General features: G+C 62.2%; 12 protein-coding genes. 8 read left to right on the top strand and 4 right to left on the bottom strand.

Annotated elements, in window-relative coordinates:
• Positions 1-169: 169 nt before the first annotated feature.
• From ACFYTS_RS36420 to ACFYTS_RS36385, 8 genes are all read left to right on the top strand, one after another.
• Positions 170-679, top strand: a complete 510-nt coding sequence (locus ACFYTS_RS36420; protein WP_387309749.1) for an SUKH-3 domain-containing protein — start codon at positions 170-172, stop codon at positions 677-679.
• 69 nt (positions 680-748) lie between these two features.
• A complete protein-coding gene (locus ACFYTS_RS36415; RefSeq protein ID WP_387309748.1) occupies positions 749-1,078 on the top strand; it encodes a WXG100 family type VII secretion target in 330 nt (109 codons plus the stop codon).
• Positions 1,078-1,365, top strand: a complete 288-nt coding sequence (locus ACFYTS_RS36410) for a WXG100 family type VII secretion target (RefSeq protein ID WP_387309747.1) — start codon at positions 1,078-1,080, stop codon at positions 1,363-1,365. Before ACFYTS_RS36415 ends, ACFYTS_RS36410 begins: the two co-directional genes overlap by 1 nt.
• Positions 1,362-2,843: a hypothetical protein gene (locus tag ACFYTS_RS36405; RefSeq protein WP_387309746.1), complete on the top strand. Its 1,482-nt coding sequence runs from the start codon at positions 1,362-1,364 to the stop codon at positions 2,841-2,843. The genes ACFYTS_RS36410 and ACFYTS_RS36405 overlap by 4 nt, the downstream gene beginning before the upstream one ends.
• A gap of 17 nt (positions 2,844-2,860) precedes the next feature.
• Positions 2,861-3,976: a hypothetical protein gene (locus ACFYTS_RS36400; RefSeq protein WP_387309745.1), complete on the top strand. Its 1,116-nt coding sequence runs from the start codon at positions 2,861-2,863 to the stop codon at positions 3,974-3,976.
• Positions 3,977-5,139: 1,163 nt separating this feature from the next.
• Entirely contained in the window at positions 5,140-6,495 is a 1,356-nt protein-coding gene (locus tag ACFYTS_RS36395) for a DNA cytosine methyltransferase (protein WP_387309744.1), read from the top strand.
• A 19-nt stretch (positions 6,496-6,514) separates the two neighbouring features.
• Positions 6,515-6,955 (top strand): very short patch repair endonuclease, encoded by a 441-nt coding sequence (locus ACFYTS_RS36390; RefSeq protein ID WP_387309743.1) that lies wholly within the window; start codon positions 6,515-6,517, stop codon positions 6,953-6,955.
• A 74-nt stretch (positions 6,956-7,029) separates the two neighbouring features.
• On the top strand, positions 7,030-7,428 hold the full coding sequence (locus ACFYTS_RS36385) for a hypothetical protein (RefSeq protein ID WP_387309742.1): 399 nt from the start codon (positions 7,030-7,032) through the stop codon (positions 7,426-7,428).
• A gap of 579 nt (positions 7,429-8,007) precedes the next feature.
• Here the strand turns inward: ACFYTS_RS36385 and ACFYTS_RS36380 are convergent.
• The 4 genes from ACFYTS_RS36380 to ACFYTS_RS36365 form a co-directional block, all read right to left on the bottom strand.
• A complete protein-coding gene (locus ACFYTS_RS36380) occupies positions 8,008-8,823 on the bottom strand; it encodes a protein NO VEIN domain-containing protein (protein WP_387309741.1) in 816 nt (271 codons plus the stop codon).
• 104 nt (positions 8,824-8,927) lie between these two features.
• The gene (locus ACFYTS_RS36375; protein ID WP_387309740.1) at positions 8,928-10,808 is read right to left on the bottom strand and encodes a DEAD/DEAH box helicase; all 1,881 of its coding nucleotides are present in this window, start codon (positions 10,806-10,808) and stop codon (positions 8,928-8,930) included.
• Positions 10,805-12,124: a ParB N-terminal domain-containing protein gene (locus ACFYTS_RS36370; RefSeq protein ID WP_387309739.1), complete on the bottom strand. Its 1,320-nt coding sequence runs from the start codon at positions 12,122-12,124 to the stop codon at positions 10,805-10,807. The genes ACFYTS_RS36375 and ACFYTS_RS36370 overlap by 4 nt, the downstream gene beginning before the upstream one ends.
• 2 nt (positions 12,125-12,126) lie before the next feature.
• Entirely contained in the window at positions 12,127-12,951 is an 825-nt protein-coding gene (locus tag ACFYTS_RS36365; RefSeq protein ID WP_387309738.1) for a hypothetical protein, read from the bottom strand.
• Positions 12,952-13,269 lie beyond the last annotated feature (318 nt).

Genomic DNA, 13,269 nt, shown 5'->3' with positions numbered 1-13,269 from the left:
CCGGAAGCTAAGGCCACCTGCGCCGATGGTACTGCACTCGACAGGGTGTGGGAGAGTAGGACACCGCCGGAACATCATTCGCGAAGGCCCCCAGCATCTGCTGGGGGCCTTTGGCGTATCTAGACCAATTCGATACGCACGCATCAACTTCCAGCGCCGAATATCCACTATGCGCTACTTCTGGCCGAATCCAGCGACGTTACGAGCCCTCACCGCAGCGGGCTGGACCCCTTCCCGTCGTATCGACATCACCGACTGGACCGACCAACTGGAAGCCGAGGGCTTCCACGTCTCTCGTCCCGCTGCGAGCATCCTCCAGGGCTTCGGCAACCTGACTCTCCAGCCCCCAGATCTTCCCGGCGCTCTCTGGTCCGCGGACCCCCTATTCTTCGATCCGATCGACGTAGCCAACGGCATGTACGACCGCTACGCCGAATTCGAACGAGCCCTGGGCCACCGCATGACCCCCTTGGCCGCCAACACCGCCGGCACCACCTTCCTCCTCATGCTCGACGACGGCCGAATCGTCTCCGACAGCGTCCTCGCCCTCGACCTCGTGGCCCCCACCTTCCCCCAGGCCCTCGAGGTCATCATCCGCCGCCACATCACTCCCACCTCGATCCTCTCCTACCACCGTCCGCGTCCCCGCTTCACCTCCGAGTGGATGCACGCGGGCTAGCCACACCCCGAGTGCGCGAAGTTCGAATCTCGCACCCCACCACCGCTTTCGGTCATTACCTTCGTGCGGATGGTGGGGATACTGAAGATCGACCCGGCCGCGATGCGTGCGGCCGCGGATTGGCTGGACCGCGCGGCCCAGGACCTCGTGGACGACCTGACCGCACACATGCGGCTGGTCCGCTCATTCCTGGGCGGCGACTGGCAAGGTGACGCCGCGGCCTCACACGAGACCCCGTGGACCGATTGGGAATCCGGCGCCCACCGGATTCTCACCTCCTTCGCCACCGACGCGTCCCTCCTCCGCCAGGTGGCCGCGGAGCACACCCGAACCGACCACCACCGAGCCCACGCGGTCACCCAGGCCGGTTCAGGTCTCGACCTTCCCGAGGTGGTCTAGTGGCGGACTACCGCGTCGACCTGGGTGGTCTGCAACAACTGATCGACGGCACAACCAAACTGGAGTCCTCGATCGAGGCCCGCATAGCCGCCATCGAGAAGTGCATCGCCGACCTCCACCTGGACTGGTCCGGCAATTCCGCCACCGCCCACCGCGCCGCCCATGACGACCGAGTAGCCGCGGCCGCCCTCATGCGCGAGGCCCTCCGAGCCCTGCGCGAGAAACTCTCCGCAGCCCACACCGCCTACGAAACGGTGGGATCCACCAACGCGTCCATGTGGCCATGAGCCCGCCTCCCACGGTCCCGCTGATCGTCTGCCGAGCAGGCGAATACAGCTCCGCCGGAGAAGTTTTCGGCACTCTCAACACCGACGCAGTCGACACCCACTCGGGCCTGCTCGCAGTCCTCCGCACGAACGCCGGCATGGCCGGCAGCGACACCATCGGCCAAGAGTGGTCCGCCGCCTACGACCAGGCCGCGAACGCGGCCCTGCAAGCCTCATCCCAACTGGCCACCGCCGCAGCCCAAGTCCGAGACCTGATCGTGGTCGGCGCCCACAACCACCAGGCAGGGGAGTCCGCCGCCGCCCACAACGACGTGGATCCCCCTCCACCGCCCGCCCTGACCCCGCCATCCTGTCTTCCGGACGAGGCTCCGTCCGCGTCCGGCGACGGCATCCCCGAACCCTTCGGCTGGTCCATCATCAAGGACGCCGTAGGCGCCATGTGGCCCAACGGCCACCAGTCCGAACTCCTCGCCGCCCAGTCGGCCTGGTCCACCACGGCCACCAACTTCCACACCCTGGCCGACACGATCCCGAAGGCCATAGACCTCCTCGCCAACCAGCAGTCCGAGGAAATCCCCGCCGCGATCGAAGCCGCCCGCTCCCGCCAATCCGACCTCACCGACCTCGCCGCCATCAGCACCGCCCTCGCCACAGCCTGTGGCGACTACGCCCACCACCTCGACGAGGCCCACCACCAAATCCTCGAGGAACTGAAAGACCTCGGCCTCGAAACCGCCGCAGTAGAACTCGGCCTCGCCCTCCTGGCCCCCGTCACCGCGGGTCTCTCCGAGTACATCGGCAACTCCGCCTGGGCAGCCCGCATAGCCGTCAAAGCGGCCCGCATCGCCTCGATCATCGCGGGCTTGGCCACCAAGGCAAAGGAATCCGCCCGACTGGTCGGCACCCTCGCCGACCGGATCCGCGCCCTCGCCACACGGGTCGCCCAGTGGGTCCAAGCAGCCTCCGCCCGACTGGCGATCTTCGGCCGCCGCACCGGCTCCGTCCCTAAACTGAAGACAACCCCGATGAACCCCCACTACAAGGGCGAGAGCATCCCAGGAAACTCAATCTGGCCAGGCCAGTCGGTCCGCTACCTGACTCCAGAAGAGCGCCAGAGCTTCCAACTGTTCATCCGAGACGGCAAGCTCTACGACGCCCGCGGCACCCTCTTCGACACCACAGGCTCAGCCACCCACTTCAACGACGGAAGGGCAATCTTCGTCATGGACGAGAACGGCGCCCTCTACGCGTCGAAATTCCACGGGCCTGGCGAGTTCCACCACTCCAGCTTCCTGTCCGGCGCCCCGGTAGCAGGAGCCGGCGAGATCCAGGTAACCAACGGCGAACTCCGCTTCCTCACCGACTCCAGCGGCCACTACCGCCCCGCCCAAAAGTTCTCGAATCAGGTCATCGACCAACTCCGCAGCGAAGGCCTCCACATCGACCCCTCGCAGATCGACCTGCGGGCCCCGAAGTAGCCCGAGAGGATCCCGACATGACCGAGCCATGGCGAGCCGTAGCCACCGCCATCCTGTACAAGTCCCAGTTCGCCCCGGCCCTCAACGACGCCGAGGCCCACCGCACAGCCGAATGGCTTGTCCGCAAACCACTGTGGGACCTCACCGTCGAGGAACAACACCGCGCCCTACTCGACGCCCTCGACTCCCGCGCCCCCCTCGACACCGTCGTTCAAGCGCCCTTCTCCGAGGCAGAGAAGCGAAGCTTCTTCATCCGGATAGTCGCCGAACTCGACACCATGCGCCCCTGGCCTGATCGCCCGTACCACGAGATCCCTCTCGAACAATGGACAGACTTCGTCGACCTCACCCCCCTAGCGCGAATTTCTCTGGCGTGGACCGACCTCCAGCCCCTCCTCGGCAAGATGTTCCGAAAGCCCCCCGGCTACAACCGCGAGCTCCTGCTCCTCCGCCTGAATTCCGGCGCCGAAGTAGCCTTCATCAGCCCCGGCTGGCCACCCGAACCCGCAACCGCCCTGGTCTCCCGCACCCCCAACGCCGATGCCCCGGCCATCATCCGAGAACTACTGACCTCCGCACCCATCAACCCCGCCGAGGTAACTCTCCTGCCCACCCTCCCGCCGCCGCCCGCCCCCTACGAAACAACCCCTCTACGCCCAGAATTCGCAGGCGAACACCTCCCCGGCAACACCCGCTGGAACGGCACCCACGTCCACTACCTCACCCCCACCGAACGCGCCCCCTACAAACTGGCCATCGCCAACGGCCTCCTCTACAACAGCCAGGGCACCCCTTTCGACACCACGACAGCCAACACCCTCTGGACCCCTCGCGGCGGCCGAGCCATTTTCGTCATGGACACCACCGGCGATATCTACTCCTCCCCCCGCCACATCCTCGGCCAGTTCCACCACTCCAGCTTCCTGTCCGGAGCCCCGGTATCCGCCGCCGGCGAACTAGCAGCCAAAGACGGCCACCTCCACCTGATCTCCGACCACAGCACCCACTACCGCCCACCCCGCCGCATCACCCGCCAACTCCTCGACAACCTCCGCCGCCACGGCATCCAAATCGCCGACAAACAGGTCGAATACCACATGCCCCCCGACATCGATCTCACGGCGGAGAGGTAGGAACCTGACTCTATGGTGACGTACAACATTCCCAAATTGTTTCGCCGTTTGGACAGATTCGACCGACATGAGAGTGGGCTGACCGACCGCCTGTATCTGGTGCTTGGCGAGATTCCCACTTTCGATACTTTCCCCATGCACTCCGCGCGGACCATCCCTTGACGCTACTTCCAGAGCGTCCGCACCGGGATGACATGGCCTTCGACGTGGAGGTAGCACCGAAACCAGACGTGCGTCGCCTGGATGCTTGGTTGGTTACGGCCTCTGACGACGTGCTCGCAGTTGAGTGCAAACATTGGACCTCGTCAGCCAGCGATGCACGCAGATCCGTACCGGACTCGGCCGATGGGCTGGCCGCGTTCGTGCGATCACAGTGGCCGGACTTGGCAGTTCCAGAGTTCTGGGCAAAGTGGAGCGACGTTTCCAAAATCGCTCTGCCGCTCCGGCCGCCGCGCGGCCGGTCCGATGCCGACGTCACGTCGTCTCGACGAGTTCTGCCTGTGTGGTGTCGGGTGTCTCACGACGGCCACTCATGGCTATCGCTCCTAGCCATCAGTACTCGCTGCGCCGACGTTTGGGTCGATGTGGTGATCCGAGATCTTCTCTGCTTCGCTACCTAAGGCAGTTGTCGGCCTGCGGGGCCCGAGAGCTCGATCCTTACTTCGATCAGGCAGAGCCTCTTTTCGAGGCGATGTCAGCACTGTTCCAGCCCGTATCCACGCCAGCGTGAGGCTGAGCTAGACCGTCCTGTCGGCGGCGATCGATATGGTGCGGGTTGCCTGCTGCAACGTAGCCAAGGACTGCACTTGCAGTCCGTGATCCGTGCCTCAAAGCAGCATGACCAACGATGCCAACTCGGAAGGGAACGAGCGACATTTGTACAGCTCAGCGCCGTGATGCCAAGTCGTGGGACATTTGTCCCGATGCCACGGTTCGAACGCGCGCCGCTACGCGGCCACGGTACGGTGATCGCCGGAATCGAATGTCACAATGACATCGTTGTAATTTGCTAGGAGACAGCCACCATGGCTTCCAGCTCGCTACCGTCTGTGGACGCCAGATCCGCTGCCGAGAGCGGCAGCTGGGTCGACAAGCGGCGCAGGGATACGCCCGCGGTGGTGACCAATGCCTATTGGACCGGTGCGGCGAGACAGAGGGGATAGATGTATAGCTTCTACGAGTTCTTCGCTGGCGGCGGCATGGCCCGAGCGGGCCTCACCAAGAGCGGCAACTGGGATTGCCTGTTCGCCAACGACATCGACGAGAAGAAGGCGGCAAGCTATAGGGCGAACTGGGGTCATGCCGGTGAGAGCGAGGACGAGGACAAAGGCGCCGATGGCGAGTCACGGGACCCAATGGTTCAGAAGGATGTTGCCACGCTCGACGTTAGCGACAAGCGCCTTTCTGTTGGACGGGCAGATCTGACGTGGGCATCGTTCCCATGCCAAGACCTGTCCCTGGCTGGCTCAGGCGCAGGGCTCAAGGGTGAACGGTCAGGCACAGTCATTCCCTTCTGGGACTTGATGAAGGCATTGAAGGACCAGAAGCGAGCTCCGAAGCTTGTCGTGCTGGAGAATGTCGTCGGCGCGCTTACTGCAGGCAAGGGCAAAGACTTCGTCACGCTCGGCAACATGCTCGCACAGAGCGACTACCGATTCGGGGCGGTCGTAATTAATGCCGAACACTGGGTTCCCCAGTCACGACCCAGGCTGTTCATCATTGCGGTGCACCGGGAGATGCACATCAGCGAAAAGCTGATCGCTGACCCTCAGACGATGTCTCGATGGCATCCTCCATCGTTGGTGTCGGCATACCGTCGGCTGGTTGACGGGCCGGAATCGGAAGCAAGTGAGGATGCTTGGGTTTGGTGGAACCTGCCCGAGCCGCCATCCCGCAAGGCAAGGTTCCAAACCCTCGCAGACCTGATTGAACCAGATGAACCAACCGGCGTTTCATGGCACACCAGGGCCGAAACCGACCGGCTACTCGGTGACGAGTTGATGAATGCTGTAAATCGGACCAAGGTTGAAAAGGCACAGCGGCGCGCGAAGGACACAGGCAAGAGGGTAGTTGGGACAATCTACAAGCGGATGCGTCCTGAAGGGCCGCTCACCGGAGAGAAGGATGACAAGGGTAGGCCGACTCGCCAGAAAGTCCAGCGTGCCGAGGTCCGCTTCGACGATATCGCCGGTTGCCTTCGCACACCGGGTGGAGGATCCAGTCGACAAACCATCCTAATCATCGAACCCAATGGCATACGCCGCTCTCGGTTGCTCTCCACTCGCGAAGCAGCGCGTCTGATGGGTCTTGATGATAGCTATATTTTGCCAGAGAAATACAATGAGGCTTACCATCTGATCGGTGACGGTGTGGCCGTAGATGTTGTTCACTTCCTGGCCGAGAACATTCTTGAGCCGTTGCTTGAATCTCAACCTCAACCCGAATCGGAGTTGATCGAGCCTGAGATAGAACAGAAGGATCCTGAAATCGGATATGAAGCCGAGAAGGTGCCGGCCTGATAGTCGATAGCCTTGTCTCGTGAAGGAGTCGCCGGAGCAACGCAGCCGAACGATGCGGGCAGTGCGTTCGAAGGACACAGGTCCAGAGATGGCTGTCCGCCGCTACCTGCACGCGGCGGGATTGCGATATACGCTGCATGACCGACGGCTCCCAGGGAAGCCCGACCTCGTCTTCCCGAGACGGCGAGTCGCACTGTTCGTACACGGTTGCTTCTGGCATCAGCACTCTGGATGTCAGGCCGCGAATCGGCCAGCATCGAACACCGAGTACTGGACTCGTAAACTTGATGGCAACGTCGCCCGTGATGAACGGCGGCAAGCCGAGCTAGTAGCACATGGCTGGAAGGTCCTAACTATCTGGGAGTGCCAAACACGAGATCCAACCATGCTCGCTCAGTTGTTGAGCCGGATCAAGGACAGCCCAATTGCAAAGCCTCGGCCTGCACGATCCTCAGGGTAGTAGTCGCTTCCCCGAATCCGTTGAGTTAGTGTGCGATTGAGCAAGATCAGAGGTGCGAGAGAAGAGAGTGCGGGATGGTTGATTACAACGCCTACAAGGCGCATCTCACCGAGATCTATCAGGCTGAAATCGATATGCTCGCTAAGCGGTTCGGGCCCACTGCGCAAGTCGTCGATACGGGCGGTGGCTGTATGGCCATCGAAGCCGTGATCGGAGACGCGCCCGGCAGTGGGCATCCCCTACTGCTGCTGATCACCACGATCGATAATGGCCTCGCCGAGGGTCGCGAAGACATACTGCATTGGTATGCCTGCGTCTACGACACCGTCGACACCAGCGACGCTATTGCTGACGGCCATGACCTCCAATCGTTCGAGATGGCTTACGAGGTCGCCCTGGCTCATATGCGCGATGGCGTGCCCGCATCCGATGAACTCTGTTCCTGCTTCCTGGTTGGCGAATCGGAACGCTGACGGCGCTGGTTCGCGATCGGTTGGACCCGCTTCTGAGGTGGGGCCTCGCTAGTGCTTCATCACTCAAACGTCGGTGAGGTAATCCGGGTATTGGATCTTGAATCCGACGACGAAAGTCGCGGACGGGTCCGGCGTGCTGGTAACGCCAGCGGCCGTATGCACAGATCGTGTCGTCTTGCTGGTCGTGGTCGGTTCCGTTGAGCGTGAAGTATCGCAGTGCGGCGAACTCGCATTCGATCCTGTTAAGCCATGACATGACGAATAGGTTGGCAGTAACACCGGCTTGACGGGTTTGCTTGCTCTGCTCGCCATACACGGACCTCGGCGCATTTGTGGACCGAGTAGCTATCGCATATCAAATGCAGATTCTGAGCCGGCGGGCCCGCAGTGGATCGTGAGACACATTGACCGACAAGTGGCCGCGGGTCGTCGGCTCGGCGAGCCGGACATCGTGTACCGGCTCCCTCCGATCCCGTTTGATAAGGCGGTGACCCAGTCGGTCCGCAATCACGGCGGCTGGCCCCGCCGGCGTTGGCTACAATCTGGCATGGAGGTGGTTTCAATCAAGCGCGGATCTATTCAGCCATGGGCGCCGACTCCAAATCCCGGAATGCGATAAATAGGGTCCAGCTCCAGGTCCGAGTCAACCCACGCTGATTCCGGCGGCGTGATCAATGCAGACTGCTCCCACGCGAACGTGGACGTGTCCGGTGGTACGAGATCCCGCAGCGTGTCGTGGGGGAGCTCACGGATTGAGTCCACTTGCGCCGAACCAATCTCGGCAGCGGTGAATGCAGAACCGTTGAACGCCACTTGGAGCAAGCGCCATCGCCTGGAAAGTCGCTGGCATGTATCGAACTCGTTGCGCGAGATGTGAAAGCTCCTGCAGGTTCTCGGGCCTGCGGCCTTTACTTCGAAGCAGGACACCGCGGAGCCTGGAACCTCAATGTCGTATCCATAGGAATCGGACAGCTTGGCGACGTGGATTGGTCGTTGGCTGCGATGCCTCATCGCGGCCAGGACGAGAAGTTCGGCCGCGTCGCCGATCTCTTTCGTCATTGCGATCGAGTCGTCCGGGGAAACTTCTCGATGTGCCGCGATAAGGATTCGGTCCAGGTCCGGTTCAAGCCAGAGCAGAGCACTGAGATCCACGGTGGGTATGTACTCCCTCGCAACCGCTGTCTCACTGACCGCCAGGCGCAACCAGATCGGAGGTCGCGCCGACAGCAGTTGTGACGCGATCTCCCTAATGGCGATGTCGCCTCCCGCCTGCGCCGCGATGGCAAGTTCGGGCGTGATGTGCAGCTTGTCGTCGAATAGGGCGAGGCCGCAATCGATCAGTTCTTCCGCATAGACTTTGATGTCGACGGCCGACGCGAGGTGTGATCCGTGCATCCGAGCTGAATGCACCCAATCGTCGATGTTGCGTCTAGGCGCGATTCCGGCTGTGCGGGTGAGTAAGAGAACGCTATAAACAGCGCCGTGCCTGGGAAGCACGATCAGTCGGCCTTCAGCATGGACAGGACTGCCGAAGCGTCGTCTTCGGTCACCGCGCGCTCGGCAATGTGAATATCCGGCTCGGGCAGCGCGACCTGAACGAGGCCGGGGTCGTCCATGAGCTTGGACAGCGCGATCACCTTCTCTCGCAGGCGACCGTCGACCGTTTCGTCGATCGTGCCGCGGCTGAGCAGCAGCGTGAAACGGGTGAGGGTGCCCTCCTTCAAGCCGAGTCGGTGAATACGGTCCTGGCTCTGCAGAAAGTGGCCGGCGTTGAAGGTGCGGTCGAGATATACCGCGTGATGGCACCAATGGTGCAGGCTCACGCCCTCTCCACAAGCTGCTGGGTTCGCCAGCAGAACTCGGCAAGCGGGATCGTTGCGGAATCTGTCGAACTCGGCGTCCCGGGTGAGGACTCCGGGCGGCGCAGTGTCCGCCGGGGGGACTCCGCCGTGCACCAATGCGGGCTGATGCCTACTCAGGTGTTTGGCGAGGAGCTTGAGGTTGCGGACGAAGGTCGACCATATGATCACCTTCTCGTTGTTTGCCGCTGCGGCGTCGACCATCTCGGAGATCTTGTCGTACTTCCACGGCACCTCATGGTCTCGATATCGTTGGAGTAGCTGCGCGACCGGTTCGTCGCCCCGCAACTCCAGAGGTGGATGTTCGAAGCCGCGTTCGTCGGATTCGTCAGACCCTGCTATCAGCAGCATGGGGTTGGATGCCGCTTCCAGCAGATACATCATGATCCGGCCCAGGCGATCAAAGCGTCGGCGGTCGTCACGATCTAGCGCGAATTCACCTCGGTATCGACCGAGCAGGGCTTCATAGATCGTCTGCTGGATCGGCCGCATCGGCTCGCGTATGACCTCGAAGTCTGTGCCAGGGAGGCCCAACCGCGACTTGGGTGTCCGCACGAAGTAGCGGGAGATGGCCGCGCTCGTCGAACGGAGCACTTCGTCATTCCGGCCGTCGCGCTCAGAGTAGGCGGCCTCGGGCAGTATCTTCTGGTCCTGTCCTGGGTACAGGAACCTGATAGGAGCGATGAGGTCGAAAGCGCCTTGCGGCGCCGGAGTTCCCGTGAGGACGTCACGTCGTCGGGCTGCATAGGCGAGATCCAGCACGGCTCTCCCATGCACGCCTTGCTCGCCGCGTTTTATCCGGTGAGCCTCATCGAGAATGACCTGCGTAGGTTTGGCCGCCACAAACTCTCGGATGCGGTCGTAATCGGAGGCCGCCCGGTTGTAGTTCGTCAACAGAATGTCGGTGTTGTCCGGGATGAGCGTTCCGAACCCCGAGTGGACGACGACCGACGGTGTTCGAGTCAGACATGCGGCGGAATCCTCCTTCCATGCCTGGAAGGAGGCGATCGGGCCGATGACAAGCAGCCGCTGCACTGCGCCTCGTGCGCGGTTCAGCGTGAAGTTTGCCAGCGCCACAGTCGTTTTCCCGGCACCGGGCACTGAGAAGTCCGCGCCGTGCGGGAGTTGCAAGATCCTCGCCAGGTTCTCGAGTTGGAACGACTTTAGCTTCCGCTTGAAGCCGGCCAGGTCCAGTTCACCTTCGAGATCGTCGGTCGCGGGTAGTGCCTCCCGCGAGACGGCGACCTCTCTCGCACGTCGATCGCTCGCGAGCAGACGAAGCTGGTCGGTCAGCGCCGGACCCAATTCGAGAGGTTCACCGAACATGGAACGAACCTCCTGCACGGCTTTCAGCTCGGAGAAGAAGACGTCCGCACGAACCTCGGTGCGCATCACAGTGCCGCCAACAACACCCCGGGACAGCGCCTCCTGCAGCCGTGCCCATGCTCCTGGCTTCGTGTCATCCCGGCGCTCGATGACCACGGTCGGCCGACCGCCAGGACGAAGCTCGGCAACGATCACGGGATCAGCTCGATCCTCTTGACGAGATTCCTGATGGCCAGGATCCGCTCGGCGAGAGCCACTTCGTCCCATTCGTCCTTAAAGGCACGAGCTCTTGGGAGCGCATCCAGAACTCGTTCGAGTTCACCGATGGCCCTGTCTGCCCGCTCCAGAGGCGCTTGCAAGGAATTCTGGTCTCGCTTTTCCTCTTTCGCGTCGTCGGCTGCCGCAGTGATCGAGCTGCTGACGCTCTTCAGCACGTCCTGAACCGGCAGTTGCTCGCCAGTGCTGAGTACTACAGTGGCTTCCGGTCGCTTCGTTGCTATGAAAGACAACAGGCTGTGAAGGGGCGAGGGCGCTTCTGAGCTCCCCAAAAGCTCAGAAAGCGGGTCGTCTTCCAGATTCTCCGTCGCTGCGGCCTCGGCCACTTCCAAGATCGGTTTCAGCGCGGCGTCGCCCTCGATTTCGCTGCGTACCAATGCCGCTGCATCCGAACGTTTGAGGTGGCGAAGATCGCGGTATTTCGCTCCCGTCAACACGCCGAGGAAGTACACGGCGCGAACGGCATCGGATTCCTGGGGAGACTTGTTCTTGATGTGCTTTGCGAGCTCATCGAACACCGATTCGTTCTCCACGAAGTCCACGTGCAGCCTGGCTCCGTTTGACAGCTCGACCAGTTGGTGTAACTGCTGCAGCTTCTCGTACATGCCGCGCACATCGCTGATCGCGCGATGCATCCGCGCCGCGACGCGATCCCAGTTCTTGCCAGCGCGGTCGTAGTGCTCTTCGATCAAGAGGGCTTCGTTGACCCATGAATACTCCTGCTTGAAGTCCTTCGCGACCTGCAGCTCGGTTTCCAGGTCAACCAACTCTTCTGACGTCGCATCCGCCGGCAGCACGAGGCAGCGGACATACTGCGCTTCGAGCACACCGTCCTCTTGATACAGCGAACGGAGCGCTGCAGTACGGCGATTGCCGTTGATCAGGATTCCGTCAGCGGTGATGATGGCAGGTTCCTGCTGCCCCCGCTCTTGAAGGTCTTCCTTCAGCTGGTCGAAACCATCCTGGCTATGAAGAATCCGGTATTGAGCATCCTGCGCTTCGGGGCCCAGCGGGTCCCGTGTGAACAGGTCCTCCCGCCCCGCGGCGCTGATCTCGCGAAGCTGTTCGGCCCTGGTCCGGTGGTTCAGCGTCGAGAACATCGGCCATTCGACGGGAAGCTGGACGAGAGGAAGATCGTTGTCGTCCCGCGGCCAGGCGGGCACGGTCATCCTCTTCGTCTTCTGCCTCGAGTCGAGAAAGGCGACGCGGTCTTGATCAAGGTTGTGGTTCGTCAAGGTCAACTCCTGAAAGTGGTCGCACGGCCCGGCCCGAACCGCGAGGTGATAGTCGTGCGGAGGGTGTCGCCGCGACGCTGAAATCCGATGTGCCCGGTGAAGTACGGAACCTGCTCGCGGGGAACTCCGAACGCGGCCATGAGAACGTCAGGAAAGAACCGCTTCTGGCCGCCGTCCCAGTTCCATTGGCTGACGTCGTCCTGTCGGTCCGGCATGATGTACAGGCATGGGGGAGGTGCCTCCGTGCCGACGGTCTTTGGACATTTCCGCCAGCCGCTTCCGCACAGGTGATTGTGAAAGATCACTCCGGACACGGTGTCCGGATACTCGCCAAAAAACCGCTGCCGCAACCGGTTTACGCCCTTAGCGATGTGCTCGCCAGGCTCGTAGCGCATGCTGTCACACAGCCACCACAAGTAGGTCTCGCGTGCCCAGCCGGGCGCGGACCAAGCGACGCTGCTGTGCTTCCCATCGGGACAGCCCTTCTGGATGACCGCGATGTCCCCGTATCCATCGATGGTCAATCGATAGACGGTATCGGCACCGTACTTCGGACTCTCCAAGCGATCGATAAAGCCGCCTTCGAGCATGCTTCGAAAAACGCTGGCTAGGAATTCCTTTCGGTCGGCGACACTGGCGCTCATGCTGCCGCGCAAGCCTTCGATGGCGGCGGGTAGCGCAGCATGATATTCGCCCGCAGTCAGACCATAGCGTCCGAGCAGGTCGTTCTCGATCGCCAGATCTTGGATGAGTTTGGACACGCTGTCTACGATCACCTGCGGTGGCGCGCCGGCGTGTCGGCAGGGCGCGGCCTCTTCAGCGCCCATGCGCCCTCCCCTCGATCGCTGACGCTTCGGAAGGCCGAATCAAGAGCCTGTCCACCAAGCATCGCACCTTGCCCATCCTCTCTTCGTGGTGACCTCCCACGTATACATGCAGCGTCCGACATCGGACGGGTGTCGACACTGAATCGGTCCGGCGATGATCGCGTGGCCGCGGCCGAGCACGCCGCTTGCAACTGGCATTGGCCAGTAGCGACTTGATGCCCAGGTGACGGGACCCCGTGATTCGGTCCACCGGGTGTGAGAGCCGGTTATCGGTGGATGCAGATTGCAGCGTATCCGGCCGGGGTGCTGTAGCCCAGG

The organism is Nocardia sp. NPDC004151 (assembly GCF_042874235.1).
Taxonomy (GTDB): Bacteria; Actinomycetota; Actinomycetes; order Mycobacteriales; family Mycobacteriaceae; genus Nocardia.
Note: the sequence above shows the minus strand (reverse complement) of the source record. Positions and strands in the feature narration are given on the sequence as shown.